Annotated in this window: 31 protein-coding genes; 21 read left to right on the top strand and 10 right to left on the bottom strand. The window is 72.2% G+C overall.

The genetic code is table 11. The features are described from left to right. Positions 1-74: 74 nt before the first annotated feature. Together Sdi02f_RS34025 and Sdi02f_RS34020 are read right to left on the bottom strand one after the other, a co-directional pair. The gene (locus Sdi02f_RS34025) at positions 75-1,097 is read right to left on the bottom strand and encodes a LacI family DNA-binding transcriptional regulator (RefSeq protein WP_030403608.1); all 1,023 of its coding nucleotides are present in this window, start codon (positions 1,095-1,097) and stop codon (positions 75-77) included. 42 nt (positions 1,098-1,139) lie between these two features. Continuing rightward, positions 1,140-1,925, bottom strand: coding sequence for a response regulator transcription factor (locus Sdi02f_RS34020; protein WP_031186172.1), 786 nt, complete (start codon positions 1,923-1,925; stop codon positions 1,140-1,142). Positions 1,926-2,171: 246 nt separating this feature from the next. Between Sdi02f_RS34020 and Sdi02f_RS34015 the strand changes: the two genes are divergently transcribed. The 7 genes from Sdi02f_RS34015 to Sdi02f_RS33985 all read left to right on the top strand — a co-directional run bounded on the left by Sdi02f_RS34015 (position 2,172) and on the right by Sdi02f_RS33985 (position 7,027). Continuing rightward, on the top strand, positions 2,172-3,032 hold the full coding sequence (locus Sdi02f_RS34015) for an alpha/beta hydrolase (RefSeq protein WP_030403606.1): 861 nt from the start codon (positions 2,172-2,174) through the stop codon (positions 3,030-3,032). A gap of 36 nt (positions 3,033-3,068) precedes the next feature. Next, a complete protein-coding gene (locus Sdi02f_RS34010) occupies positions 3,069-3,323 on the top strand; it encodes a MoaD/ThiS family protein (protein WP_030403605.1) in 255 nt (84 codons plus the stop codon). A 3-nt stretch (positions 3,324-3,326) separates the two neighbouring features. Then, positions 3,327-4,508, top strand: a complete 1,182-nt coding sequence (locus tag Sdi02f_RS34005; RefSeq protein ID WP_108934712.1) for a hypothetical protein — start codon at positions 3,327-3,329, stop codon at positions 4,506-4,508. Between the two features lie 154 nt (positions 4,509-4,662). Next, the gene (locus Sdi02f_RS34000) at positions 4,663-5,400 is read left to right on the top strand and encodes an LmeA family phospholipid-binding protein (RefSeq protein ID WP_030403603.1); all 738 of its coding nucleotides are present in this window, start codon (positions 4,663-4,665) and stop codon (positions 5,398-5,400) included. 170 nt (positions 5,401-5,570) lie between these two features. Then, a complete protein-coding gene (locus Sdi02f_RS36925; protein ID WP_354807226.1) occupies positions 5,571-5,702 on the top strand; it encodes a putative leader peptide in 132 nt (43 codons plus the stop codon). A gap of 137 nt (positions 5,703-5,839) precedes the next feature. Continuing rightward, complete coding sequence (locus tag Sdi02f_RS33990; RefSeq protein WP_030403602.1) at positions 5,840-6,685, top strand: sulfurtransferase; 846 nt, start codon at positions 5,840-5,842, stop codon at positions 6,683-6,685. A gap of 54 nt (positions 6,686-6,739) precedes the next feature. Further along, complete coding sequence (locus Sdi02f_RS33985) at positions 6,740-7,027, top strand: DUF1416 domain-containing protein (RefSeq protein ID WP_030403601.1); 288 nt, start codon at positions 6,740-6,742, stop codon at positions 7,025-7,027. A 92-nt stretch (positions 7,028-7,119) separates the two neighbouring features. Here Sdi02f_RS33985 and Sdi02f_RS36140 read toward each other — a convergent pair whose 3' ends face one another. Beyond that, a complete protein-coding gene (locus Sdi02f_RS36140) occupies positions 7,120-7,251 on the bottom strand; it encodes a putative transporter small subunit (RefSeq protein WP_030403629.1) in 132 nt (43 codons plus the stop codon). Between the two features lie 16 nt (positions 7,252-7,267). Then, positions 7,268-9,076, bottom strand: coding sequence for a sodium:solute symporter family protein (locus tag Sdi02f_RS33980; RefSeq protein ID WP_234334123.1), 1,809 nt, complete (start codon positions 9,074-9,076; stop codon positions 7,268-7,270). Positions 9,077-9,404: 328 nt separating this feature from the next. On the opposite strand from Sdi02f_RS33980, the gene Sdi02f_RS33975 reads away from it, so the two are divergent. Beyond that, complete coding sequence (locus tag Sdi02f_RS33975) at positions 9,405-9,671, top strand: DUF3099 domain-containing protein (RefSeq protein WP_030403599.1); 267 nt, start codon at positions 9,405-9,407, stop codon at positions 9,669-9,671. Between the two features lie 10 nt (positions 9,672-9,681). Here Sdi02f_RS33975 and Sdi02f_RS33970 read toward each other — a convergent pair whose 3' ends face one another. Next, the gene (locus tag Sdi02f_RS33970) at positions 9,682-10,314 is read right to left on the bottom strand and encodes a TetR/AcrR family transcriptional regulator (RefSeq protein ID WP_053663795.1); all 633 of its coding nucleotides are present in this window, start codon (positions 10,312-10,314) and stop codon (positions 9,682-9,684) included. A gap of 130 nt (positions 10,315-10,444) precedes the next feature. On the opposite strand from Sdi02f_RS33970, the gene Sdi02f_RS33965 reads away from it, so the two are divergent. Together Sdi02f_RS33965 and Sdi02f_RS33960 are read left to right on the top strand one after the other, a co-directional pair. Next, complete coding sequence (locus tag Sdi02f_RS33965) at positions 10,445-11,257, top strand: SDR family NAD(P)-dependent oxidoreductase (protein WP_108934711.1); 813 nt, start codon at positions 10,445-10,447, stop codon at positions 11,255-11,257. Between the two features lie 38 nt (positions 11,258-11,295). Then, positions 11,296-12,075, top strand: coding sequence for a glucose 1-dehydrogenase (locus Sdi02f_RS33960; RefSeq protein ID WP_030403596.1), 780 nt, complete (start codon positions 11,296-11,298; stop codon positions 12,073-12,075). Between the two features lie 19 nt (positions 12,076-12,094). Here Sdi02f_RS33960 and Sdi02f_RS33955 read toward each other — a convergent pair whose 3' ends face one another. From Sdi02f_RS33955 to Sdi02f_RS33945, 3 genes are read right to left on the bottom strand one after another with little or no spacing between them, the layout of a single operon-like run. Further along, positions 12,095-12,457, bottom strand: coding sequence for a DsrE family protein (locus Sdi02f_RS33955; RefSeq protein WP_030403595.1), 363 nt, complete (start codon positions 12,455-12,457; stop codon positions 12,095-12,097). 28 nt (positions 12,458-12,485) lie between these two features. Beyond that, positions 12,486-12,737: a hypothetical protein gene (locus Sdi02f_RS33950; protein ID WP_031086063.1), complete on the bottom strand. Its 252-nt coding sequence runs from the start codon at positions 12,735-12,737 to the stop codon at positions 12,486-12,488. Next, positions 12,734-13,126 (bottom strand): hypothetical protein, encoded by a 393-nt coding sequence (locus Sdi02f_RS33945; RefSeq protein WP_055469859.1) that lies wholly within the window; start codon positions 13,124-13,126, stop codon positions 12,734-12,736. The genes Sdi02f_RS33950 and Sdi02f_RS33945 overlap by 4 nt, the downstream gene beginning before the upstream one ends. Positions 13,127-13,297: 171 nt before the next feature. On the opposite strand from Sdi02f_RS33945, the gene Sdi02f_RS33940 reads away from it, so the two are divergent. The 8 genes from Sdi02f_RS33940 (at position 13,298) to ygfZ (ending at position 19,891) form a co-directional block, all read left to right on the top strand. Beyond that, positions 13,298-14,125, top strand: coding sequence for a helix-turn-helix domain-containing protein (locus Sdi02f_RS33940; RefSeq protein ID WP_108934710.1), 828 nt, complete (start codon positions 13,298-13,300; stop codon positions 14,123-14,125). Next, entirely contained in the window at positions 14,107-14,400 is a 294-nt protein-coding gene (locus Sdi02f_RS33935; protein WP_030403591.1) for a DUF397 domain-containing protein, read from the top strand. The genes Sdi02f_RS33940 and Sdi02f_RS33935 overlap by 19 nt, the downstream gene beginning before the upstream one ends. 171 nt (positions 14,401-14,571) lie before the next feature. After that, positions 14,572-15,147 (top strand): heme-binding beta-barrel domain-containing protein, encoded by a 576-nt coding sequence (locus Sdi02f_RS33925; protein ID WP_030403590.1) that lies wholly within the window; start codon positions 14,572-14,574, stop codon positions 15,145-15,147. 263 nt (positions 15,148-15,410) lie between these two features. Continuing rightward, positions 15,411-16,079: a hypothetical protein gene (locus Sdi02f_RS33920; protein ID WP_030403589.1), complete on the top strand. Its 669-nt coding sequence runs from the start codon at positions 15,411-15,413 to the stop codon at positions 16,077-16,079. Positions 16,080-16,094: 15 nt separating this feature from the next. Continuing rightward, on the top strand, positions 16,095-17,774 hold the full coding sequence (locus tag Sdi02f_RS33915) for an N-6 DNA methylase (protein WP_030403588.1): 1,680 nt from the start codon (positions 16,095-16,097) through the stop codon (positions 17,772-17,774). Then, positions 17,771-18,439 carry a restriction endonuclease subunit S gene (locus tag Sdi02f_RS33910; protein WP_078886577.1) on the top strand — a complete coding sequence of 223 codons (669 nt, stop codon included), beginning with the start codon at positions 17,771-17,773 and terminating at the stop codon, positions 18,437-18,439. Before Sdi02f_RS33915 ends, Sdi02f_RS33910 begins: the two co-directional genes overlap by 4 nt. A gap of 28 nt (positions 18,440-18,467) precedes the next feature. Beyond that, positions 18,468-18,905, top strand: coding sequence for a Fur family transcriptional regulator (locus tag Sdi02f_RS33905; RefSeq protein ID WP_030403586.1), 438 nt, complete (start codon positions 18,468-18,470; stop codon positions 18,903-18,905). A gap of 20 nt (positions 18,906-18,925) precedes the next feature. Beyond that, complete coding sequence (ygfZ, locus tag Sdi02f_RS33900; protein WP_031186176.1) at positions 18,926-19,891, top strand: CAF17-like 4Fe-4S cluster assembly/insertion protein YgfZ; 966 nt, start codon at positions 18,926-18,928, stop codon at positions 19,889-19,891. Between the two features lie 8 nt (positions 19,892-19,899). On the opposite strand, the gene dtd is transcribed toward ygfZ, so the two are convergent. Beyond that, entirely contained in the window at positions 19,900-20,325 is a 426-nt protein-coding gene (dtd, locus tag Sdi02f_RS33895; protein WP_030403584.1) for a D-aminoacyl-tRNA deacylase, read from the bottom strand. 179 nt (positions 20,326-20,504) lie between these two features. Between dtd and Sdi02f_RS33890 the strand changes: the two genes are divergently transcribed. The 3 genes from Sdi02f_RS33890 to Sdi02f_RS33880 all read left to right on the top strand — a co-directional run bounded on the left by Sdi02f_RS33890 (position 20,505) and on the right by Sdi02f_RS33880 (position 23,637). Continuing rightward, a complete protein-coding gene (locus tag Sdi02f_RS33890; protein ID WP_031186177.1) occupies positions 20,505-21,143 on the top strand; it encodes an RsiG family protein in 639 nt (212 codons plus the stop codon). Between the two features lie 90 nt (positions 21,144-21,233). Next, a complete protein-coding gene (locus Sdi02f_RS33885) occupies positions 21,234-22,322 on the top strand; it encodes an asparaginase (protein WP_245962276.1) in 1,089 nt (362 codons plus the stop codon). A gap of 58 nt (positions 22,323-22,380) precedes the next feature. Further along, positions 22,381-23,637: a GNAT family N-acetyltransferase gene (locus tag Sdi02f_RS33880; RefSeq protein WP_031086052.1), complete on the top strand. Its 1,257-nt coding sequence runs from the start codon at positions 22,381-22,383 to the stop codon at positions 23,635-23,637. A 183-nt stretch (positions 23,638-23,820) separates the two neighbouring features. On the opposite strand, the gene Sdi02f_RS33875 is transcribed toward Sdi02f_RS33880, so the two are convergent. Beyond that, positions 23,821-24,006, bottom strand: a complete 186-nt coding sequence (locus Sdi02f_RS33875) for a hypothetical protein (protein ID WP_030403580.1) — start codon at positions 24,004-24,006, stop codon at positions 23,821-23,823. Positions 24,007-24,062 lie beyond the last annotated feature (56 nt).

Here is a 24,062-nt window from a genome sequence, read left to right as displayed (position 1 = left end):
TGCCGCCTGAGAAGCCCGGCAGAACCTCGTATGCCCGATGTAAAGACGCCGGACGCGGGCGCCGGGGCGGTGGCCTACGCGCAGCCGCAGGACTGCCGCACGACGAGCTGCGAGGGGAACACCTTCAGCCGCTCGCGCCGGGAGCCCGCCACCCGCAGGCCGTCGTCGAGGACCAGGTCCACGGCGGCCCGCGCCATCGCCGAGCGGTCCGAGGCGACCGTCGTCAGCGGCGGGTCGGCCAGCGCGGCCTCCTTGATGTCGTCGAACCCGGCCACCGCCAGCTCGCCGGGGACGTCGATGCGCAGCTCGCGGGCGGCGCGCAGCAGGCCGATCGCCTGGTCGTCGGTGGAGCAGAAGATCGCGGGCGGGCGCTGCGGCCCGGAGAGCAGCTCCAGGCCCACCCGGTAGGCGTCGTAGCGGTTGTACGGCGCCTCGAAGAGCCGGCCCTCGGTGGAGAGCCCGGCCTCCTTCATCGCGCGCCGCCAGCCCTCGACGTGGTCGGAGACCGGGTCGCCGACGGACGGGGTCTCGGCGGTGCCGCCCATGCAGGCCACGTACGCGTACCCGTGCTCCAGCAGGTGGCGTACGGCGAGCTGGGCGCCGCCCAGGTCGTCGGTGACGACGGCGACGTCGTCGATGGCCTCGGGGCGCTCGTGCAGCAGCACCACCCGGGCGTCCCAGGCGTCGATCTCGGCGGCGGCCAGGTCGTTCAGGGCGTGGCTGACCAGGATCAGGCCCGAGACGCGCATCCCGAGGAACGCGCGCAGGTAGTGGACCTCGCGCTCGCCGACGTAGTCGCTGTTGCCGACGAGCACCATCTTGCCGCGCTCGGAGGCGGCCCACTCGACCGCGTGCGCCATCTCCGCGAAGAACGGCTGGCGCGCGTCCGGCACGATCAGCCCTATGAGGTCCGTCCGCCGCGACGCCATGGCCTGGGCGACCCGGTCCGGCCGGTACCCCAGTTCCTTGATCGCGGCGAGGACGCGCTCGCGCGTGGCCGGGGCGACCGGCCGGGGTCCGTTGTTGATGACGTAGCTGACGACGGCGGTGGAAGTCCCCGCCAGCCGCGCCACATCGTCCCGAGTCACCTTGGCCACGCGCGGAGTCTACGCGGATGGACCCGCCCCGGGCAGGGCGTATCACACCTTGGATGACCTTGCGCCGGCCGCCTCGTCGTGCTCCGCCGCCGCCGTCCGGGGCTCCGCGGCCTTCTCCTGCTTCTCGGCCGTCTCGCTCTTCTCGCCCTTCTCGGGCTTCTCCGGCGTCACGAAGCGGTAGCCGACGTTGCGGACGGTGCCGATCAGCGACTCGTGCTCGGGGCCGAGCTTGGCGCGCAGCCGCCGTACGTGCACGTCGACGGTGCGGGTGCCGCCGAAGTAGTCGTAGCCCCACACCTCCTGGAGGAGCTGCGCGCGGGTGAACACGCGGCCCGGGTGCTGGGCGAGGTACTTCAGCAGCTCGAACTCCTTGAAGGTCAGGTCCAGGACCCGGCCCTTGAGCTTGGCGGAGTACGTCGCCTCGTCCACCGACAGGTCGCCGTTGCGGATCTCCATCGGGGAGTCGTCGCCGCCGAGCTGCCGGCGGCCGGTGGCCAGCCGCAGCCGCGCCTCGACCTCCGCCGGACCGGCGGTGTCCAGGAGTACGTCGTCGATGCCCCAGTCGGCGGTGACGGCGGCCAGGCCGCCCTCGGTGACGATGAGGACCAGCGGGCAGCTCAGGCCCGTGGAGCGCAGCAACTGGCACAGGCTGCGGATCTGGGGGAGGTCGCGACGGCCGTCGACGAGGATGATGTCGGCGCCCGGGGTGTCGACGAGCGCGGGGCCCTCGGCGGGGGCGACGCGTACGTTGTGCAGCAGCAGGCCGAGGGCGGGAAGCACCTCCGTCGACGGCTGGAGGGCGTTGGTCAGGAGCAGCAGAGAACTCATCGCGCCCCACCTGCCTGGGACGGTTTGTGGTCGTGCCCGGTTCGCTCGCCCATAACGTCTGGTTCCTCCTGGGTCCCTGCGAGGACGTCTGTGGCACTGCTTCGTACAGGTGCGGACCCCGTGCCCGTGGGGCCCGCCGTGCGTCCGGGAGGTGAACGCCGGACGACCGCCCGGCACCGCTCCCGAAAGCACAAAAGGACCCGGGGGCTACGTTGCCCGAGTCCTCTGCCCAGCAGAATAGCCGACATGAGCAACCGACCGGGGGGTCGTGTGGCGCGTTCCACCCACCGTCCAGACCATCGTCCGCATCCCGAGACACCCCGGGGAGCGCCGCGCCGCGGGCCCGCGCGCACCTTCCTCCGTACGGCCGACGGCGTCCTCGTCGACGCCGTGCACGAGCCGGGAGCGGCCCCGGGAGCCGCCGCTGACCTGGTGTTCGTCGTCGCGCACGGGTTCACCGGCGACGCCGACCGGCCGCACGTACGGCGGATCGCGGCGGCCCTCGCGCGGCACGGTGCCGTCGTCACGTTCTCCTTCCGGGGCCACGGGGCCTCCGGCGGACGGTCCACCGTCGGGGACCGCGAGGTGCTCGACCTGGCAGCGGCCGTCGCGTGGGCGCGCGGCTTCGGGCACCGGCGCGTGGTGACCGTCGGCTTCTCCATGGGCGGCTCGGTGGTCCTGCGGCACGCGGCCCTGTACGCCGGCGACGACGCGGCGGGCACGGACGCCGTCGTGTCGGTCAGTTCCCCCGCCCGGTGGTACTACCGGGGCACGGCCCCCATGCGCAGGCTGCACTGGCTGGTGATGCGCCCCGCCGGACGCCTGGTGGGCCGCTACGGCCTGCGCACCCGCATCCACCACCGCGACTGGGACCCGGTGCCGCTGTCGCCGGTGGAGGCGGCCGGGCGGATCGCGCCGACGCCGCTGCTGGTCGTGCACGGCGACCGGGACGGCTACTTCCCGCTCGACCACCCCCGGATGCTGGCCGAGGCGGCCGGGGACCACGGCGAACTCTGGCTGGAACCCGGCATGGGCCACGCCGAGAACGCCTCGGACGAGGCGCTGCTGCACCGCATCGGCGACTGGGCCGTGGCGCGGGCGGGCTAGCCTGACGTTGTTCATCGCCGACGACGAAGGAACGAGATGGCAAAGGTCACGGTGCGCTACTGGGCCGCCGCGAAGGCCGCCGCGGGAGTGGCCGAGGAGCCGTACGACGCGGCGACGCTCGCCGACGCGCTCGACGCGGTGCGCGAGCGGCACCCCGGCGAACTCACGCGCGTGCTGCTGCGCTGCTCGTTCCTCGTCGACGGAGACCCCGTGGGCACGCGCGGGCATGAGACGGTACGGCTGGCCGAGGGCGGCACGGTCGAGGTGCTCCCGCCGTTCGCAGGAGGGTGAGCGATGACCAACCAGCCGCACCAGCCGTACCAGCAGTACGGCCAGAACCAGCAGTACGCCCAGAATCAGCAGTACGAGGGGTACGACGCGCAGGCGTGGCCCGGGCAGCAGCCGTACGCGGGGTACGACGAGCAGCCCGGCGCGGACGCCGGTCCGTACACGCAGCAGTGGCAGGGCCAGACCTGGGAGACGCAGGTGCAGCCGCCGGTCTCCGCGGAGGAGACGGCGTACCTGCCGCCGCACACCCCGCAGCCCCAGCCCCAGCCGTACCAGGCCCAGCCGTACCAGCCCCAGCCGTACGCCTCACAGCCCCAGCCCCAGCCGCAGCCGTACGAGCCCCCCGCCCCCTCGGCTCCCGCTCCCGCTCCTGCCCCCGCGCCCGCCGCCGCCGACGAGCCGGGCTACGGCCCCGCGACCGTCGCCGGGAACACGCGGATCACCGACGCGCAGCGGGCCCGGGCCGAGGGGCGTTCGCCGATCATCGACCCGGGCATGCAGCCGGCCGGTCTCACCGCGCTGCTCGGGCTGCTGCTGTCCGGCGCGGCGGTGCTCGGCACGTACGCCCTCCTCGTCCCGCTCGTCGTCCTCCAGGCGGTCACCGCGGCGGGCTGGTTCCGGCTGAACGGCATGTGGCCCGCCCGGCAGGGCATCGCGCTGGGCTTCCTGGGCGCGCTCGCCGCCGACGTGGCGCTGCTCGTGTCGGACCGCTCCCCGGCGGCGATCCTCGGCACGCTCGGCGTGTGGGTGCTGCTCTCCCTGGTCCTGCAGCTCCGCTCGCACGCCGACCCGGACGAGCGGATGTACGGCCTGATGGCGACTGTCGCCGCGGCGGCCCTGGCCGTCGTCGCGGGCGGGTACCTCGCCGCCGACGCGGACGCGGTGGCGGTCGGCGGGATCGCGGTGGCCGTGGCCGCCGTGGCCCGCGCGCTGCCGCTGCCGACCCCGGCGTCCGTCGTCGTCGCGCTGCTGGCCGCGGCCGGGGCGGGTGCCGCGGTGGGCTCGGTGACGGACTTCGGGGCGTCGGGAGCGCTGCTGGGCGCGGGCGCCGCGGTCTGCGCGCTGATCGGCCTGCGGGTCGCGGCCTACGACTACCCCTCCCGCTTCGTCCACTTCACGGCGGGCGTGGCCCTGCCGCTGGCGGCGGCGGCCCCGGCCGTGTACGTCCTGGGCCGGGCCCTGGCCTGAGCCCCGGCGGCGCGCTGTCACAGGTGCCGGTGCCCCCTGTCACAGGTGTTCGACAAAACCCGGGGGGCGTCCGGACCCCGCGTTACGCTCGCGCTGGACGGCCGCCGGTCGTCGGGTCCGCCGCCGTCGAGTGTCCGGGTTGGTGAAGCACCGTATGCGCGCCCTGCGAATACTGTTGATCGTCGTCGTGATCCTGGGCGGCCTCTTCGTGATCGCCGACCGTGTCGCCGTGAACTACGCCGAGGACCGGGCGGCGGACGAACTGCGCAGCAGCGAGAACCTGTCCTCGACGCCGGACGTCTCCATCAACGGCTTCCCCTTCCTCACCCAGGCCGCCGCCGAGGAGCTGGACGACGTGGAGGTCGGCATCGACGACTACGAGGCGTCCACCGGCAAGGGCGACGAGAAAATCCGCATCGCCGAGCTGCACGCGCGCTTGAAGGGCGTCGAGTTCTCCGGCGACTACGCCTCCGCCACCGCGGCCTCCGCCACCGGCACGGCGACCGTCGGCTACGACGAGCTGATGAAGGCCACCAAGTCCCAGCCCACCGACATCGCGCCCGGCATCTCCGCCAAGGTCGTCGGCCTCGCCGACGGCGGCGACGGAAAGATCAAGGTGTCGCTGCAGGCCACGGTGCTCGGCGTGCAGGTGCCCGGGCCGATCGAGGTGCTCAGCTCGGTCAAGGTCAAGAACGACGACGTCGAGGTCGTCGCCGACGGCCTGCCGGAGATCGCCGGCCGGCAGCTCGCCGAGTCCCGGATCCGGGCCATCACCGACTTCCAGCAGACCATCGACGAGCTGCCGGGCGGCATCAGGCTCGACAAGGTCGAGGCGGCGAAGGACGGCGTCGAGATCACGGTGAAGGGTTCGAACGTCAAGCTGGCCGGGTAGGACGAGGGGCGGCGCGGCCCCGCGCACCGGTGACGCGAGCGTCCTCGTCCGACTGGCGAGACGCCGCTGTCCGTACCGCAGATGCGCGGGCGGCCGTGCCGTGCCCGCCCGGCCCGCGGGTCAGGGCGACGAGGCTGTTCATCCCACATTCCGGATGATGACGTCTCATCATGCGACACGCCGGTGACACGGCCCGCCCTCAATCCCTACGATCGGGACCTATGAAGCAACAGGCGGATCTCACCAAGCGGCGGGCAGTGGACCTGTGCCGCGTTGCCGCCATGCTCTGTCGCACCTTCTGAGGCGGACGGCGACGTCGCCGTCCGTGTCCCCCTCGTCCCCCCCGGCCTGCCCCGGGCACCCGCGCGCCGCCGCACGGCCCGAGCGCGCCCGCCCTCTCACCGCACGCCCCGCCGCCAACTGCCCCGGAGGAGAAATCATGAGCCGCAGCGACGTCCTGGTCGACGCCGACTGGCTGCAGGACCACCTGGACGACCCGACCATCGCGATCGTCGAGGTGGACGAGGACACGTCCGCCTACGAGAAGAACCACATCAAGAACGCGATCCGGATCGACTGGACCCAGGACCTCCAGGACCCGGTCCGCCGCGACTTCGTCGACCAGGAGGGCTTCGAGAAGCTCCTGTCGGCCAAGGGCATCTCCAACGACCACACCGTGGTCCTCTACGGCGGCAACAACAACTGGTTCGCGTCCTACGCCTACTGGTACTTCAAGCTGTACGGCCACGACAACGTCAAGCTCCTCGACGGCGGCCGCAAGAAGTGGGAGCTGGACGCCCGCGAGCTGGTCCCCGGCGACGACGTGCCCGAGCGCGCCGCCACCGACTACAAGGCCAAGCCGCAGAACACCGCGATCCGCGCCTTCCGCGACGACGTGGTCCAGGCGATCGGCACGCAGAACCTGGTCGACGTCCGCTCGCCCGACGAGTTCTCCGGCAAGCTGCTCGCCCCGGCCCACCTCCCGCAGGAGCAGTCGCAGCGTCCGGGCCACGTCCCGTCCGCCCGCAACATCCCGTGGTCGAAGAACGCCAACGACGACGGCACCTTCAAGTCGGACGACGAGCTGAAGCAGCTCTACACCGACGAGCAGGTCGACCTGGCCAAGGACACCATCGCCTACTGCCGCATCGGTGAGCGCTCGGCCCTGACCTGGTTCGTCCTGCACGAGCTGCTGGGTGTGGAGAACGTCAAGAACTACGACGGCTCCTGGACCGAGTACGGCTCCCTCGTCGGCGTGCCGATCGAGCTCGGCGCCGCGAAGTAAGCGACACGGGTACGGCATCCGGCCGACCTTTCCCTACACCTCAGGAGTAACGACATGTGCGGAGCGAAGGCCGGCGGCCCCGACGCCTCGACGATCAAGCCCGGTGAGACCACCATCCAGGGCCACGTGACCCGCGACGGCGAGCCGGTGACGGGCTACGTCCGTCTGCTGGACGCCACCGGCGAGTTCACGGCGGAGGTCCCGACCTCCGCGACGGGCCAGTTCCGCTTCTACGCGGCCGAGGGCACCTGGACCGTACGCGCGCTCGTCCCGGGCGGCTCCGCCGACCGCACGGTCGTCGCCCAGCAGGGCGGCCTGGCGGAGGTCGCGATCGCCGTCTGACGGCGGACAGCACGGCCGAGGGGCCGCACCCACCGGGTTGGACACCTGGGGTGCGGCCCCTCTGCCGTCGTCCGCGGACGGGCGGCGCCGGGTCAGATGATGTCCTGCCCGTCGCGGCGGGCCTGAGCCCACTCGCGGTAGAAGCCGCGGCTGATCACGAACAGGACGACGGCCACGATCGCCGGCCACATCAGGACGTACACGGTCAGGGCTGCGGTGCTCACGATGCCTCCTCGGGGGTCACTTGGCGACGGTGACGGTGCCGGAGCCGGTTCGGCTGTCCGGCCCGTGGCCGGTGTCCTGCGGGTCCGTGCCGTCCGTGCCGTCCGTGTCGGCGGCCGCCGTCGGACCGCTGTCGAAGTCACCGGTGCGGCGCGCGATGACGGCGAAGTCGAAGCCCTCGCTCTGGCGCACGGACATGGCCCAGCAGATGACGGTGGACACCGAGTAGGCGACCAGCGAGCCGCACAGCGTGGCGTACTCGTGCAGGGAGCCGACGGCGAACGGCGCGGTCGCCACGACCGCGACCGCACCGGCGATCTTTGCGGCGCGGGCGCCGAGGAAGCCGAAGACCATCAGGCCGAGCACGACGCCGACACCGACGACCGCCAGCACGTCCACGACGATGCCGAAGAAGCCGTCCACCGGGATCCAGGAGAAGCGGACCGGCAGGAACACGGCGAGCGCCGCGAGCACCGAGGTGGTGAACGCCCTTCCGGTGACCTTGTCCCAGTAGAAACTGGCCAGGACGGGGAAGACGAGGGCGCCCCACAGCGCGCCGACGAACACCAGCAGGTCGAGGATGTTCAGTTGCAGGCTGGCGAAGGCCACGGCCGCCGCGGTCGCCACCACCATCGTGATGCGGCCCACGAGCAGCATGGTCTTCGGGTCGGCCTTCCCCTTCCCGGCCACGTTCTGGCCGTACACGTCGGCCATCATGATCGAGGAGAGGGCGGCGAGGTCCGAGTCGGCCGTCGAGGAGAGCGCGCCGACGATCATGACGAAGAAGAGGGCCAGCAGCACGGGCGGCAGGTACTCGGCCGCCATGCCCGGGATGATGTTGTTCAGGTCGCCGCCTGCGGGCTCGTGGCCGAGGTAGAGGGCGAGCACACCGAGCATGCCGACACCGATGACCATCGCGCCGTAGCCGACGGTCGCGGTGATGAAGGTGGGCTTGATCAGGTTCTCCTTCACCGCGAACAGCCGCTGCGCGATGGTCTGGTTGCCGATCGCGTAGGCGAGCACCGCCGCGATGTACGGGGCGCCCTGTTCCATGAAGGCCGTGCTGGAGAAGAAGTCGCCCTGCTGCGCGGTCAGGTTGCCCGCGCCGGACTCGAAGGCGGCCGGGAAGTCGGCGGCGAAGAAGATGACCGGGATGATGACGGCCACCGCGCCGAGCATCGCCACGACCTGCACGAAGTCGGTGAGCACGGAGGCGCGGAAGCCGGACCACAGCGTGTAGAGCAGGACGCCGGCGGCGACGGCGAAGACGCCCTGGGTGAACGTGAACGGCGACAGCAGCGAGATCAGCACGCCACCGGCGATGAAGTTCGACATCAGGCTGATCAGGCTGCCGACGATGTTCGAGCCGGCCAGCATCAACTGGCTGGAGCGCCCGTGCCGGACGTACATGACCTCGGCGAGCGTGTGCGCCTTCGGCGCGACGGCACGGATCCGCTTCCCGAAGGGGTAGATGAAGAGGATCATCAGGGCGCCCCAGAGCCCGTAGTGGATGGGGCCGGAGATGCCGTAGGTGTAGCCGGACGTCGCCGACGCGTACATCGAGGACGCCCAGATCCAGGTCGCCGTCATGCTGGCCGCGGAGATTCCGAAACCGATGTTGTTGCCGGCGGTCATGTACCCGTCGGCGTTCTCCTCCTTCTTGCCGATGCGGGTCGATATCAGGAAGGTCCCTCCGTAGAAGAAGACCAACAGACCCACGACTACAAGGGCGCTGAACTGGGCTGTCTCCATTCCGTTCACACGCGCCACCTCCTTCCACTCGTGGAGCCGGGCGTCGCGGGCGGCCTCCGCCATGCCGGCCGGCACGGCGACCCTCGGCTCCGTCCCGGTGCCGGCTCGTCACCGGGCCGGGAGCGTTCACTGAGAGGCAGGCCATTTGAGCCTGCAAACGTTTGGCACCGTACAGCTCTTTTGAGCCGTCATGAGTGTGCGCCGAGGGGTGCGGAGCGTGTCCCGTCAACGGACTTGTGGCCGTTCTCGTCAGGTGACCGACATGTCAGACGGACGCTTTGTCGAGAAGATGATCATTCGCGCCCGCCTGCGTGCGCATATATTTGCTATTTGCTAGCGCGATGCTGCCCGCTTCGTTACGACAAAGAGATGGTCGGGCCCGATTTCGGCCTACTCTGGACGTATGTACGCGAGGCGGCGGCACGTCTACTTCGCCATGATGGGCACGTGCATCGTGCTCTTCGTCCTGGCCTGGGGAGTCGTGCGCCTCTGGTCCGTCCCGGCGGCCGTGGGCCTGTGTGTCTTCGCGATGCTCATCCCCCCGGTGGCCGCGATGGTCGCCAACCGGCGCGGCCCGGACGACCGTTGGTGGGACGACCCGTCGGGCGACTCCCAGTCCGACGAGTGGTGGGACGAGCTCGACGGGAAGAGCGGAAAGAGGCGCCGCTGAAGGAGCGCCGCTAAGGGGTGTCGCCCGCGGTGCCGAGCAGGTGCCGCAGGCAGCGCACCGCCAGGTCGGCGGGGGAGCCGGGGCCCTCGGTCGCCGCCTCGGTGCCGGACCAGGTCTCCAGGGCGATCCGGATGGCGTCCGTGGCCGCGGCGGCGATCAGCCGCACCTCCAGCGGCTCCCGGCGGCCGTCCGTCAGCCGGGCGATGACCGGGACGAGCAGCTCCTCCGACTCCTGGTTCACGCGGTACCAGACGGCGCGCAGCGCGGGGTCGTCCGCGGCGGCGCGCAGCAGGCCGCGGGTCTGCAGGAGTGCCTCGACGGCCTGCGGGTCCGGCGTCGCCAGCGCCTGTTCCACCGCCTCCCGCAGGGCCGGGCCCGGAGCGGCACCGGGCGGCGCCTGTGCCAGCAGTGCCCGCCAGCGGTCGGCGCCGACCGTCAGCAGCGGTCCGACGGCGTCCTGCTTGGAGCGGAAGTACCGGTAGAAGGTGCGCAGTGCGACTCCGGCCCGCCGGGCGATCTCCTCCGCCGTCGTGGCCTCCGGGCCCCGGGTGGCGAAGAGCTCTGCCGCTGCGTGCGCGATGTCGAGCTGAGTGGCGGCCTTGCGGCGTTCGGTCAACGACGGGGGCGGTGGCTCGGTGCTCACCCCAGAAGCGTACGGCCTGCGACCACCCGGCGGCACGGCGTGACGTGATGGCAAAACGTGCCACCCAGGCGTACGGTGAAGGGGAAGTCGCCCGGCCGGCGCCGTCGGCGGGCCGAGTAGGAGAGCGCACATGACCCACAGCACCCACCCCCACCCCTCCCTCCGCTACGACGGCCGCCGCGCCCTGGTCACCGGCGGTGGCTCGGGCATAGGCCAGGCCACCGTGCTGCGGCTGCTCGCGGAGGGCGGCACCGTCGTGGCGGCGGACGTCAGCGAGCCGGGCCTCAAGGACACCCGGGACAAGGCGGGCGCCCACGCGGACCGGCTCACCACGCTCGTCGTCGACATCGCGGACGAGACCTCGGTGCGCGAGGGCGTCCGCGCCGCGACCGACGCCCTGGGCGGACTGGACGTCCTCGTCAACGCCGCCGGCATCCTGCGTTCCTCGCACACCGAGGAGACCGCCCTCGCCGACTTCACGCGGGTCCTCACGGTGAACCTCGTCGGCACGTTCCTGGTGATCCGCGAGGTGATCCCGGCGCTCCTGGAGGGCAAGGACGCGGCCGTCGTCAACTTCAGCTCGACCTCGGCGGCGTTCGCGCACCCCTACATGGCGGCCTACGCGGCGAGCAAGGGCGGCATCCAGTCCATGACCCACGCCCTGGCCGCCGAGTACGCGGGACGCGGCATCCGCTTCACCGCCGTGCAGCCCGGCTCCATCTCCTCGGGCATGACCGACGGCAGCGGGGCCAGCGGGCAGAGCGTCGGCCCCGGCCTGCCCGAGGACGCCGACATGTCCCTGTTCGCGAAGCTCTCCCCGGCGCTCGGCGAGGGCTTCGCCGGTCCGGAGACGGTCGCGTCGGTCGTCGCGATGCTGGCCTCGGAGGACGGCCGGTTCATCACCGGCACCGAGATCCGCGTCGACGGCGGCACCCACTTCTGATCCCCGGCCACCCACCCGCCCCTGGAGAGGAGCACCCCATGCACGAGTCCGCCCCCCACGACCTGACCGGCAAGAACCTGATCATCACCGGCGGCGCCCGGGGCCTGGGCGCCGAGGCGGCCCGGCAGGCGGTCGCCGCCGGAGCCCACGTCCTGATCACCGACGTCCTGGACGACGACGGCGGGCGCACGGCCCGCGAACTCGGCGACCGCGCCCGCTTCCTGCACCACGACGTGACCTCCGAGGAGGACTGGCGGCGGGTCGCCGACTTCGCCGTCACCGAGTTCGGGGCGCTGCACGGCCTGGTGAACAACGCCGGCATCTCGACCGGCAGCCTGCTGGAGTCCGAGTCCGTCGCGCACTTCCGCAAGGTCCTCGACATCAACCTCACGGGCGTCTTCATCGGCATGAAGACCGTGATCCCCGCCCTGAAGGAGGCCGGCGGCGGATCCATCGTCAACATCTCGTCCGCGGCCGGGCTGACGGGCCTCGCCCTCACGGCCGGGTACGGCGCCTCCAAGTGGGGCGTGCGCGGGCTCACGAAGATCGGCGCCGTGGAGCTGGGCACCGCCCGCATCCGCGTGAACTCCGTGCACCCCGGGATGACGTACACCCCGATGACCGCGGCCACCGGCATCGAACGCGGCGAGGGCAAGTACCCCAACACGCCCATGGGCCGGGTCGGCGAACCCGGTGAGATCGCCGGCGCGGTCGTCTTCCTTCTCTCGGACGCCGCGTCCTACGTCACCGGTGCCGAACTCGCCGTCGACGGCGGCTGGACCACCGGCCCGACCGTGGCCTACGTCATGGGGCAGTGAGCCCCGCCGGCCGCCGCCGTCAGTAGACGAGGGCCTGCGTGTCGTCGGCCAGCGCCTCCTGCACGAAGACCTGCGCGCCCGCGATGCGCACGCCCTCGATGACGTCCTTCTCGGTCAGCTCGCGCCGGGCCGCGCACTGGGTGCACAGCGTCACCCGGCCGCCCGCCAGGAGCGAGTCCAGCAGGTCGGGCAGCGGCGCGGCGTGCGGCAGCTCGAACTCGGCCGCGCGCCCCGGCACCGCGAACCAGGCCGACTCCCCGGTCAGCCACAGCGACACGTCGACCCCGCTGGCCACGGCCACCGCCGCCACGGTGAACGCCTGCGAGCACCGCTCGGGGGCATCGGCCCCCGCCGTCACCTTGATCACGAGCTTCTTCGCCATGCCGGAAGCGTAGCCCGCGGGGGCGGCGTCAGTACGCGACGGCGATCGTCGCCAGCAGCGTCGCGACACACAGGACGGTGAGCAGGCCGCTGACCGCGGCCCCGTCCAGCCTGGCCCGCCGCCGGGACCGGGCCTTGTGCTTCGGCGCGGGCCCCGGCGGATGGTCCGGGTGGAACGGCGGCATCGCGAAGCCGGGGGAGAGGGGAGTGCGGTCCCGTCGCGGCGCGAGCCGCTGCGCCCGCCGGCACTCCTCGTAGGGCAGTCCGCCGTCGTACGTCATCCCTCGTGCTCCTTGCGCCGGTGCTGGCGCAGCAGGACGTTCGCGTCCGTCACCGCGCTGTGGTCGAACGCCGCCCGCGCGGCCTCCCGCCGGTCGGCCAGCCAGGCGCACGCGTCGCAGCCCGGCACCGGCAGGGGCGGCCGGTCCGGTTCGCCGGGCGCCGCGGGCGTGGCGAACGTGCGCGCGTTCGCGGCGCGCAGGCTCGCCCCGAGGCGCTCGCGGTCGGTCGCCGGGCGCAGCGCGGCCGGCTCCGCCTCCCATTCCCGGCCGCCGCCGAGGGGTCGGAGCATCACGCGCGCTCCGCTGCGGCCCCGGTACTCGCCGACCTTCGCGGCGGCGGTGTCGTAGAGCACGGTGCCGGGCTCGTAGGTGGCCGGTTCTGTTCTCACGGGTCCGCTCCCTTACGTCAACGTCTGTACGGAATGCGACAGTTGCCCTACTCTGCGTAGTGGTGGGCAGTGCGAGCATGACCCACGACGGGGGTCGCCAAGCCCGGAACGGCCGCTAGTGCCACAAGGGGCGCTCCAAATTCCACACATTCCACAGCCGGGAGGGGTGCGGTGCCGCAGCGGAGGGCGATCACCGGTCGCAGTCAGGAACCGAGGGCGCGGTTCGCGGAGGAGCTGCGGCTGCTCCGGCACGGGCGGGGCGTGTCCCTGCGGGGCGTCGCGGAGGTGGTGGGCTGGGACGCCTCCCAGTTCGGCAAGATGGAGAACGGCCACACGCTGGGCGGCCCGGAGATCGTCGAGGCGCTGGACCAGTACTACGGCACGGGCGGCATGCTGCTCACGCTGTGGGAGTTGGCGGTGGCGGATCCGACGCAGTTCAAGGAGCGGTATCGCCGGTACATGGTTCTTGAGGCCGAGGCGGTGAGTATGTGGCAGTACTCGCCGAGCATCGTGCCGGGCCTGCTCCAGACGCCGGAGCTGCTCAGCCAGGGTGGACTGACGGGGGTGGAGCTGGAGAAGCAGGTGGCGGCGCGCATGGGCCGCCGTGAACCGCTGCTGGCCGAGGGCGGGCCGCAGTTTCGGGCCATCCTCTCGGAGACGGTGCTGCACAGTTCGCTGCGGAGCGCGGCTGAGTGGCGTGGGCAGTTGCGCCATCTCGTCGCGATGGGCGAGCGCCCCAACATCAGCATTCAGGTGGTCCCCTGGGCGGCGGGGCTGCACGCGTTGACCAACACCCACACCATGTTTCTGCACGGCGCGGGACGGATCGTCGCCTGGGTCGAGACGGGCTACTCGGGCGAACTGGTCCAGGAATCCACGGCAGTCGACCAGCTTCAGCTCCGATACGATCGGGTGCGCGACATGGCCCTGTCTCCGGGCGCGTCGCGGGAGTTCATCGAGCGGATGCTGGAGGAAGCGCCATGCGAGCCATCGATCTGAGCACGGTCACCTGGCGCAAGAGCAGCTACAGCAACCAGGACGGCGGCGAGTGCGTTGAGGTCTCCGACGATCTCCTCCGCGCCGCCGACTGGCGCAAGAGCAGCTACAGCAACACGAGCGGCGGCGAGTGCGTCGAGGTCGCCCCCAACCTCCCCTCCCTCGTCCCGGTCCGCGACAGCAAGGACCCCGCTCGCGGCGCCCTCCTGTTCGCCGCTCCCGTGTGGGCCGCCTTCCTGGACGGAGTCCGGCGAGAAGAGCCGGGGAGGGCCGCGTAAGCTGAGGTCGGCCCTGTTTATGCCCCCCGCTCAAGGAGCACCCCGTGGAGATCTTCTTCGAAGCCCTGCTGGTCCTGGTCTGCGTCGGCGTCCTCGCCTTCGCCGGTCTGACCGTGAAGAAGCTGTACCAGGGCCAGCGCTGATCACCGACGCCAGGAAGTAAGTCCGCTCATGATCGAGATCCCGTCCGACCTGCACAAGGACCTCGTCCCCCTCGCCTTCCTCCTCGGGAACTGGGCGGGCGCGGGCGTGCACGACTTCCCCGGTGCCGAGAAGTGCAACTTCGGCCAGGAGGTCTCCTTCACCCACGACGGCCGGGACTTCCTGGAGTACCAGTCGCACACCTGGGTGCTGGACAGCGACGGCAACAAGGTCCGCCCGCTGGAGTCGGAGCACGGCTTCTGGCGCATCGACGCGAACCGCAAGGTCGAGGTCACGATGACCCGCGACGACGGCGTCATCGAGATCTGGTACGGCGAGATGGCCGACCAGAAGCCCCAGATCGACCTGGTCACGGACGCGGTCGCCCGCACGGCGGCCTCCCGGCCGTACACCGGCGGCAAGCGGCTGTACGGCTACGTCAAGAGCGACCTGATGTGGGTCGGCGAGAAGCAGACCCCCGAGGTCGAGCTGCGCCCGTACATGTCGGCGCACCTGAAGAAGGTCGTCACCCCCGAGGACGTCGAGCGCTGGGCCAAGGCCCTGCCGGACGACATGCCGGACGACGGGATCGCTTTCTTCAAGTAGGGCCGGCCCGACCACAGTGGGCCTCGCGGCGTGTCCGCGGGGCCCTGTTTCATGCTCCGAGTGGGGTTAACAGATTCATAGCGCAGTGCACTGCGGTTGCAGTCGGTGGTTCTCGTGGCTACTGTGGGCGCAGGGAAACAGAAACCCCCGGCGCCCTGACGGGCGGCGGGGGTTTCCAAGCCGTGCTCCGGGTGGCGTGCTACGCAGAGGCGGGCCGGAGCGTTCGCTTACGACTTTATCACGGTCACTGTGGGGGGACTGGTATGTCCGAGAAGCTGCCCGAGTGGATGGTCCGCGCCTTTTCCAGGCTCCGCCTTGCTCGCTACCTGCGCGCGGCGCGGGGCAACGCCTTGGCGGCGGAGCGGCTGTACTGGTGGAACGTGGAGGCCTCGGCCGCGCTGTACGGCCCGCTGCACTGCCTGGAACTCGCTCTGCGCAACGCGCTGCACCGGCAGCTCTCCTGGGCTTACGGCCGCGGAGACTGGTGGGCCGTGGCTCCGCTGAATCCGAACGGGCAGCGGCTCGTGGCCAAGGCACGCGCCAAGTGCGAACGACGTCGGCCCGTCCCGGCGCCGCCGGACGACATCGTGGCCGAGTTGTCGTTCGGTTTCTGGGCGTCGTTGGTGAGCGGGGGATCCGGATACGACCGGCTGTTCTGGGTGCCCACGGCGCACAAGGCGTTTCCGTGTTACTCGGGGCGGCGCGACACCCTGTACGACGGTCTGTGGTCGCTGGTGCTGCTGCGCAACCGGATCATGCACCACGAACCGGTCCACCACCGGGACCTGGCCGCCGACCATGCCAAGATCTACCGCATGCTCGGATACATCGATCCCGAGTTGGCGAAGGAGGCCCGGTCCATGGACCGCTTCCCGAGCGTTCTCGCAAGCAGGCCGGACGCACTGCGCGGCGCCCGCACGCCCCGGTTCTGACGTGTGGGGGGAACGGTGAGCGACTTCGAGGGCGTCCTCGTCACCCGGGCCGACATCGCGCGGTCCGCCGGGGTGAAACGGCCTGCGGTGACGAACTGGGAACGCCGCCACACGGACTTTCCCGTTCCCGTGGAACGGCCGGCCGGTCTGCCGGGAGACGTCGAGGTCTTCTCGGCGGCGGACGTACTGGCCTGGCTGGACCTCCGCACCGTTCCGGCGAACGCCAGACAGCCCGAGGAGCCCGAGGGCACCACCTACGGCGACCGGTTCCGCGCCTCGCTCGGCGGGACGCGGTCACGGCTCCTGGTCAAGACGGTGGACCGGCTGCTGGACAGGGAAGCGGAACGATTCCGCGGTGAGCTGTCCCCCACCGACTACATCACCCTGCTGCTGTCCCTGCTCTACGTCCGGGCCGGCCTCCCCGACGCGTGGCAGCAGATCAGGGCGGAGGTCCGGAAGGGCTTCCCGCACACCGGCGCGCTCATCGTGCGGCTGGTGGCGGAAGCGGTGGGGGGCAGCCTGGGCGCCGCCCACCGGGCCCTGCTCGACGCCCTGTCCCGCAATGTGCGGGACGTCCCGCTGGCCGACACCGTACGGGAGCTGGACGACACGGGTCCCGTCGACCTGAAGGAGCACGCCGAAGCCTGCGAAAGGCTGCTGACCCGTTACGGCGACCTGGTGGGCAAGAGAGCGGGCGACTTCTTCACCCCCCGGGCGGTTGTCGACGTCGTCGCGGATCTGGTGGCCGAGAACGGTCGTGGCGTCCGGCACGTGCACGACCCGTTCGTCCGCGCGGGCGAGCTGCTGTCGGCATCATGGAGTGCCGTAGCGGCGACCGAGGGGCGGGAACGGGTCGGGGCCAGCGGTGCGGGTGTGGGTGAGCACCCGCTGATGCTGGCGGGGATGAACCTCGCTCTGCACGGGGTGCCCGGCGCCGCTCTGCACACCGGAAGCGCCGCGCCGTCGGACGCGACCGGTCCCGGTCCGGAAGAGGATCGCGGGTACGACCGTGTCGTGACGAATCCCCCGTTCAACATGAAGTTCACGGGATCCGTCGACGACCGGCGGTGGCGCTACGGTCCACCGCCCCGGCACAACGCCAACTTCGCGTGGCTCCAGTACGCGGTGACCAGCCTGAAGCCCGGCGGGCGGGCCGCCGTCGTCATGCCGGACATCGCGGCGTTCTCCGCCAATCCGAGGGAACAGCGGATCCGGACCGCGATGGTGGAGGACGGAGCGGTGGAGGCGTTGGTCGCGCTGCCCGCGCAGCTCTTCACCTCCACCGGGATCTCGGTCACGGTCTGGCTGCTGCGGTATCCGGAGGGCCGGTGCGACGAAGTGCTCCTCATCGATGCCCGCGGGCTCGGCACGCCGGTCTCGCGAGTGCGCCAAGAGCTGACCCCCCCGAACGCGCAGCGCCTCCTCGCGGAGTACCGGCGCTGGCTGGCGGACCGGGCCGGGGGACGCCCCTTCTCGGGCACCGAGGGGCTGAGTGAAGCCGTGTCCCTCGACCGGATCAGGGAACAGGGCCACCTGCTGAGCCCCGCCCTGTACGTACCGGGCGTTCGACCGGATGTCCCGGCCGGGGGTGCGTCGGTCCTGGCCGCTCGGGCAGGACGCCTTGCCGAGGCACAGAGGCGGGCCCGGGAAGCGGACGTCGCGGTCGAGCGCATGCTGGAGGAGTACGGACTGTGAGTGGTGAGACTGCGGAATCCGTCGAGGAGCGGGGCCCTGCGCCGGACCGCCCCGGGGACTGGGGCCGGGTGCGCCTCGGGGATATCTGCGACGTCCAGGGAGGCGGCCCTGCCGTTCGCGCCGCCGAGCAGGTGCCGGAGGGCGTCCCGCTGGTCCGCCCGGCCGATCTCCGGCACCAGAGGATCTCCGCCGGGCCGGCGATGACCTTTGTCGACCCCGAGCGGGCACGTGGGTGGGGCAAGTACCGGTTGCTCGCCGACGACATCCTCGTGACGCGCACCGGCACGGTGGGCCGCGTCGCTCTGGTGACCGGGCGGGAGAGCGGGTGGCTGTACAACACCCACCTGTTCCGCGTACGTGTGAAGGACCCGCTGCGAGCCCCCTACCTGCTCGCCCGCCTCTCGCACCACAGCTCCCGGGACTGGCTGGAGCGCCGTGCCGCGGGCACCACCGGCATGCGCTCGATCACCCTGCGCACCCTGCAGGATCTGCCGGTGCCTGTGCCGACCGCCGACCGGCAGAAGGAGATCGGGGCGGCGTTGCGTGCGGTGGACGAAAAGATCAGGGCCCACGAGGAGGTCGTCCGCGCGACCGCGGATCTGCGCGAGACCCTGGCGGATCTGCTCCTGTCCGATCGCCTCCCCCTCAGCCCTCCGCGCCCATGACGGTGGTCCGCACTCCTACACTGGCCCTGTGGTGAGCACCGACTGGAAGAGCGACCTCAGGCAGCGTGGCTACCGGCTGACCCCGCAGCGGCAGCTCGTGCTCGAAGCCGTGGACACCCTGGAGCACGCGACCCCGGACGACATCCTCGGCGAGGTGCGCAAGACGGCGTCGGGGGTCAACATCTCCACCGTCTACCGCACCCTGGAGCTGCTGGAGGAGCTGGGCCTGGTGAGCCATGCCCACCTCGGGCACGGGGCGCCCACCTACCACCTGGCCGACCGGCACCACCACATCCACCTGGTCTGCCGGGACTGCTCCCACGTGATCGAGGCCGACCTGTCGGTGGCCGCCGACTTCACCGCGAAGCTGCGCGAGCAGTTCGGCTTCGACACCGACATGAAGCACTTCGCGATCTTCGGCCGGTGCGAGAGCTGTTCCGCGAAGGGCGCGGCTGACGCGGTGTGAGCGAGTCGTAGGCTGGGCGTATGAAGAGCCCCCTGCTGTCCCTGCCCGGCGCCGTTCCCGCCGAGGGCGTGGACGAAGGCGTCGCCGCCCACTACGGCGACCTGTTCCGCGAGCAGCGTGCCCTCGCCGACGGCACCGGCTTCGTCGACCTCTCCCACCGCGGCGTCGTCACGGTCACCGGCGAGGACCGGCTGAGCTGGCTGCACCTGCTGCTCACCCAGCACGTCAGCGACCTGCCGGCCGGCCAGGCCACCGAGGCCCTGATCCTCTCGGCGAATGGCCACATCGAGCACGCCCTGTACCTCGTCGACGACGGCACGACCGTCTGGGCGCACGTCGAGCCCGGCACCCAGGAGGCGTTGATCGCCTACCTGGAGTCGATGAAGTTCTTCTACCGGGTCGAGGTCGCCGACCGCACCGCCGACACCGCCGTCGTGCACCTGCCGGCCGGGTCGATCACCCGGGCCCCCGCCTCCGCCGCCGTCCGCGAGACGCCGTACGGCCGTGACCTGTTCCTGCCCCGGGAGGAGCTGGAGGCGTTCGCCGCCGAGGCCGGGCCCGCGGCGGGGATCCTCGCGCACGAGGCGCTGCGCGTCGAGCAGCACCGCCCGCGCCTCGGCTTCGAGACCGACCACCGGACCATCCCGCACGAGCTGGGCTGGATCGGCACCGCCGTGCACCTCCAGAAGGGCTGCTACCGGGGGCAGGAGACCGTCGCCCGGGTGCAGAACCTCGGCAAGCCGCCGCGCCGGCTGGTCTTCCTGCACCTGGACGGCAGCGAGGTCCACCTGCCGCCGCACGGCGCGGAGATCCGCCTCGCCGACGACGGTCCCGACGGCCGGAAGATCGGCTTCGTCACCACGTCCGTGCGCCACCACGAGCTGGGCCCGGTCGCCCTCGCCCTGGTCAAGCGGAACGTACCGGTGGACGCCCGGCTGACGGCCGAGGACACGGCGGCCGCGCAGGAGACGGTCGTCGAGCCGTAGGGGCCGCCTCAGACCTCCACGAGGATCGTGAACGGGCCGTCGTTGGTCAGCGACACCCGCATCCGGGCGCCGAAACGTCCCGTCGCCACCGTCGCGCCCAGTGCGCGCAGCCGCGCGACGACCTCGTCGACCAGCGGTTCGGCGACGTCGCCGGGCGCGGCGGCGTTCCAGGTGGGGCGGCGGCCCTTGCGGGCGTCGCCGTACAGGGTGAACTGGCTGATCACCAGCAGCGGGGCGTCGAGGTCGCTGCACGACTTCTCGTCGTGCAGCATCCGCACCGTCCAGAGCTTGCGGGCGAGCTGGGCCGCCTTCTCCTTGGTGTCCTCGTGGGTGACCCCGACCAGGACGCACAGTCCCTCGCCGTCGATCGCGCCCACGGTCTCGCCGTCCACGACGACGCTCGCGCCGTCCACCCTCTGCACCACTGCACGCATCCCGTCATGATGCCGTGCGCCCCCGGGGTGGGGACGGGCGGGCCCGCAGGGGCCCGGTTTTCCCTCCCCAACCCCCCATCCGGGGCCGATCGGGGCTGATCGGGGGCACTCGGTCACAAAGTGGCCACGCGGGGTGGCACGATGCTCCCAGACGCCGGGCGAGGGGACGGTTGAGGCACATGAGCACACCGAGTACGGGGCAGTCCTTCGGGACCGCCGCGTTGACATGTCCGGGCGGGTCCGGTGGCCCGGACGCGCCCCGGGCGCCCGTGCAGCGCACGGACAGCCCGGAGCTGCCGGTGGATCCCCCGGAGCGGGACCTGACCGGGCTGAGCCTGCCGGAGCTGCGCGCGCTGCGCCGGGACGCCCAGCGCGAGGAGGCCGACCTCAGCTACGTGCGGCGGCTGCTGCAGGGCCGTATCGACATCCTGCGCGCGGAGCTGGCGGAGCGCGGGTCGACCGCCTCGTCGTCCGTGGTGACCACCGCGGCGACGGGGTCCGTGGTCGAGCGGCTGTCGGAGATCCTCGCCGACGCGCCGGCGCGGCAGCGCTCCTCGGCCCGTCACGTGACGCTGGCCACACCGCGCAGCGAGGAGTGCCGGCGGCTGGCCGCCGAGATGCTGGGCGAGGTGGAGCTGTCCGACCTGACGGCCCGCACCGACGGCGAGCTGACCGCCGGGATGGGGCGGCTCGTGCGCTACGAACAGCAGGTCTCCCGCAGCCGGCAACGGCTCCAGCGCACGGCGGACGGCTGCGGCGCGGAGATCGCCCGCCGGTACCGTGAAGGGGAAGCACACGTCGACGACCTGCTGGTGTGACGCGGGGGCGGCCTTCCGCGCCGCTCCCGGGGCCCGGTGATCCCGGGCCGTCGCAGCCGGGGGGTCGCCCGTTCCGGAAGGCCACCGCCGATGCCCGCGCCCCAGTCGCCGCAGCCGCCCCAGTCGTCGCAGCAGCCGCAGCAGCCGCAGCCGCCCCAGTCGTCGCAGCAGCCGCAGCCGCCCCAGTCGTCGCAGCCGTCGTACGAGAACCAGGCGCCCACGTCCGCGCTCTCGCCCGTCGTGCCGCCCGTCCTCGCCGAGGTCGTCCGGTCCGGCTTCGTCGAGGGACGGCACCGGGGCAGCCTGGTCGTCCTGGGCGCCGACGGGGCCGTGGAGCTGGCCCTGGGGGAGGTGACCGCACCGGTCTTCCCGCGTTCCGCCAACAAGCCGATGCAGGCGGCCGGCGTCCTGCGGGCCGGTCTCGACCTCGCGGGGGAGCGGCTGGCGCTGGCCGCCGCGAGCCACTCCGGAGAACCGTTTCACCGCGACCTGGTCCGCAAGATGCTGGACGAGTACGGCCTCGACGCGGCCCAGCTCCAGTGCCCGCCCGACCTGCCGCTGGACGCCGAGGAGCGCGACACGTACCTGGCGTCGGGCGCCGTACCCGACCGCGTCACCATGAACTGCTCCGGCAAGCACACCGCGATGCTGGCGGTCTGCGCGCAGCGGGGCTGGCCGCTGGAGACCTACCTCGACCCGGAGCACCCGCTCCAGCGGACCATCCACAAGGTCGTGGAGGACGCGGCGGGCGAACCGGTGGCTTCCGTCGGCACGGACGGGTGCGGGGCGCCGCTCATGGCGATCAGCCTGGTCGGCCTGGCCCGCGCCTTCCGGTCCTTCGTCGCCGCCGAGCCCGGCTCGCCCGAGCGCCGGGTCGCCGACGCGATGCGCGCCCACCCCGAGTACGTCGCGGGCAGCCGCCGCGCGGACACCTGGCTGATGCGCGAGGTGCCCGGCACGCTGTCCAAGATGGGCGCCGAGGCCGTGCAGGCGGTGGCCCTGCCGGACGGACGCGCCCTCGCCTTCAAGATCGAGGACGGCGCGACCCGGGCGCTCGGCCCGGTCCTGGCCCGCGCCCTGACGCTGCTGGGGGTCGAGGGCCCGGTCGTCGGGCGCATCGGCCGCGCGCCCCTGCTGGGCGGCGGCCGCGAGGTGGGGGAGATCCGGGCGTCGTTCTGAGCCCCGGCCCCCGGTAATCCCCGCGACGCGGGCGGGGGCACCGTCCTACCGTGAGCGCATGAGCAGCCGCACCGACATAGACGTACGCCCCCTCACCGACGACGAGTTCCCCGACTGGAACCGGGCCCTGAACACCGGGTTCCTGATGCCGCCCCTGGTGGCCCGGGAGCAGGTGGAGGCCCGGCGCCGGATGTTCGTGCCCGGCCGGTCGCTGGGCGCCTTCGACGGGGACCGGTGCGTGGCGACCTTCCGCTCCTTCGACCAGGAGCTGACGGCCGTCGGTGGCCGCCCCGTGCGCGCGGACGCGATCTCCAACGTCACCGTCACCGCGACCCACCGCCGCCGGGGCCTGCTCACCCGGATGATGGCGCAGGACCTGGCCGCGGCCAAGGAGCGCGGGGACGTCGTCGCCACGCTGATCGCGGCGGAGTACCCGATCTACGGCCGGTACGGCTTCGGCCCCGCCACCACCATGACCGAGTGGGCCGTCGACGTGCCCCGCGCCGGTCTCGACCCGCGCTGGGCGGCCCCGGAGGACGGCGGCCGGATCGACCTCGTGGACGGCGAGGACGTCCGCAAGCTCGGCCCCGATCTGCACGAGCGGCTGCGCCGGGCCCAGCCGGGCGCGGTCAGCCGGACCGAGCTGTGGTGGCAGGCCCGCACCGGCGTCGTGAACACCAACGGCACGCCCTGGACCGAGCCGTACTACGCCCTGTACCGCTCGGCGGACGGCGAGGTCGAGGGGCTGGCCTCGTACCGGGCCGACACGCACTGGGGCGACGCCAAGCAGCCGCTGAACACGGCGACCGTGGACTGGCTGATCGGCGTGACCCCGGCCGCCGAGCGCGCGCTGTGGCACTACCTGTGCTCGATCGACTGGGTCCAGACGGTGAAGAGCGGCTGGCGCTCCCCCGACGACCTGCTCCCGCACCTCCTGCCGGACCCGCGTGCGGCCCGCATCACCACGCAGGCCGACTGGCTGTGGGTGCGGATCCTGGACGTCGCGGCGGCGCTGGAGGCGCGGACCTACGACGGGCGGGGCTCGGTCGTGCTCGAGGTGGTGGACCGGGGAGGGCTCACCGGCGGGCGGTGGCGGCTGGAGGCGGGACCGGACGGGGCGTCCTGCGCGCCGAGCGCCGAGAGCGCCGACCTCGTGCTCGACGTGGGCGAGTTGGGGGCGCTGTGGCTCGGCGACGCGTCGGCCGTACGGCTGGCCGCGCTCGGCAGGGTGCGGGAAGAACGAGCGGGCGCCGCCCGTGTGGTCGACGCCCTGCTGCGTACGTCCAGGCGGCCTTGGTGCCCGGACATGTTCTGAGGTGACTCCCTTCCGCCGGTGACGGTGGACGTGCGCATCCGTAGCGCGTGCACGTCGACGTGCGTGTGACGTGCTCTTCAGTTGTGGTTGTGGTTGTTGTGCGTGGTGCGTCGTGCGTGGTGCAACCGCCGGCCGGGCTCCTGGCTCCCCTCCGGAACGGGGCCCGGTCCGCGGTACGTCGGTTCAGCCGGACTGGGCGAGCAGCATCACGAGGATCACCGCGCCCACACCGCCGATCATGGTGTTCTTCGCCTTGATGCCGACGGACAGCGCGACGAACGCGATGATGCCCATCGGTCCGTACTTCCACTGCACGAGCTGCTCGAACCCTATGGCCAGAGCCGCGACGACGATGGCGATGAGCGGCATGGTGGTCCCCCTGTCACCGTGGTGGCCAACCCCCGTGAGGACCGACCACGTTGCTC

Source organism: Streptomyces ardesiacus (assembly GCF_003112575.1).
GTDB classification, from domain to species: domain Bacteria; phylum Actinomycetota; class Actinomycetes; order Streptomycetales; family Streptomycetaceae; genus Streptomyces; species Streptomyces ardesiacus.
This window is presented reverse-complemented; position numbering and strand designations above follow the sequence as displayed.

Coding starts and splice junctions, on each gene's coding strand:
- Sdi02f_RS34020 (WP_031186172.1), bottom strand. CDS start 1,925: ATGAGTTCTCTGCTGCTCCTGACCAACGCCCTCCAGCCGTCGACGGAG.
- Sdi02f_RS34015 (WP_030403606.1), top strand. CDS start 2,172: ATGAGCAACCGACCGGGGGGTCGTGTGGCGCGTTCCACCCACCGTCCA.
- Sdi02f_RS34010 (WP_030403605.1), top strand. CDS start 3,069: ATGGCAAAGGTCACGGTGCGCTACTGGGCCGCCGCGAAGGCCGCCGCG.
- Sdi02f_RS34005 (WP_108934712.1), top strand. CDS start 3,327: ATGACCAACCAGCCGCACCAGCCGTACCAGCAGTACGGCCAGAACCAG.
- Sdi02f_RS34000 (WP_030403603.1), top strand. CDS start 4,663: ATGCGCGCCCTGCGAATACTGTTGATCGTCGTCGTGATCCTGGGCGGC.
- Sdi02f_RS36925 (WP_354807226.1), top strand. CDS start 5,571: ATGCGACACGCCGGTGACACGGCCCGCCCTCAATCCCTACGATCGGGA.
- Sdi02f_RS33990 (WP_030403602.1), top strand. CDS start 5,840: ATGAGCCGCAGCGACGTCCTGGTCGACGCCGACTGGCTGCAGGACCAC.
- Sdi02f_RS33985 (WP_030403601.1), top strand. CDS start 6,740: ATGTGCGGAGCGAAGGCCGGCGGCCCCGACGCCTCGACGATCAAGCCC.
- Sdi02f_RS33975 (WP_030403599.1), top strand. CDS start 9,405: ATGTACGCGAGGCGGCGGCACGTCTACTTCGCCATGATGGGCACGTGC.
- Sdi02f_RS33965 (WP_108934711.1), top strand. CDS start 10,445: ATGACCCACAGCACCCACCCCCACCCCTCCCTCCGCTACGACGGCCGC.
- Sdi02f_RS33960 (WP_030403596.1), top strand. CDS start 11,296: ATGCACGAGTCCGCCCCCCACGACCTGACCGGCAAGAACCTGATCATC.
- Sdi02f_RS33955 (WP_030403595.1), bottom strand. CDS start 12,457: ATGGCGAAGAAGCTCGTGATCAAGGTGACGGCGGGGGCCGATGCCCCC.
- Sdi02f_RS33950 (WP_031086063.1), bottom strand. CDS start 12,737: ATGACGTACGACGGCGGACTGCCCTACGAGGAGTGCCGGCGGGCGCAG.
- Sdi02f_RS33935 (WP_030403591.1), top strand. CDS start 14,107: ATGCGAGCCATCGATCTGAGCACGGTCACCTGGCGCAAGAGCAGCTAC.
- Sdi02f_RS33925 (WP_030403590.1), top strand. CDS start 14,572: ATGATCGAGATCCCGTCCGACCTGCACAAGGACCTCGTCCCCCTCGCC.
- Sdi02f_RS33920 (WP_030403589.1), top strand. CDS start 15,411: ATGTCCGAGAAGCTGCCCGAGTGGATGGTCCGCGCCTTTTCCAGGCTC.
- ygfZ (WP_031186176.1), top strand. CDS start 18,926: ATGAAGAGCCCCCTGCTGTCCCTGCCCGGCGCCGTTCCCGCCGAGGGC.
- dtd (WP_030403584.1), bottom strand. CDS start 20,325: ATGCGTGCAGTGGTGCAGAGGGTGGACGGCGCGAGCGTCGTCGTGGAC.
- Sdi02f_RS33890 (WP_031186177.1), top strand. CDS start 20,505: ATGAGCACACCGAGTACGGGGCAGTCCTTCGGGACCGCCGCGTTGACA.
- Sdi02f_RS33885 (WP_245962276.1), top strand. CDS start 21,234: ATGCCCGCGCCCCAGTCGCCGCAGCCGCCCCAGTCGTCGCAGCAGCCG.
- Sdi02f_RS33880 (WP_031086052.1), top strand. CDS start 22,381: ATGAGCAGCCGCACCGACATAGACGTACGCCCCCTCACCGACGACGAG.
- Sdi02f_RS33875 (WP_030403580.1), bottom strand. CDS start 24,006: ATGCCGCTCATCGCCATCGTCGTCGCGGCTCTGGCCATAGGGTTCGAG.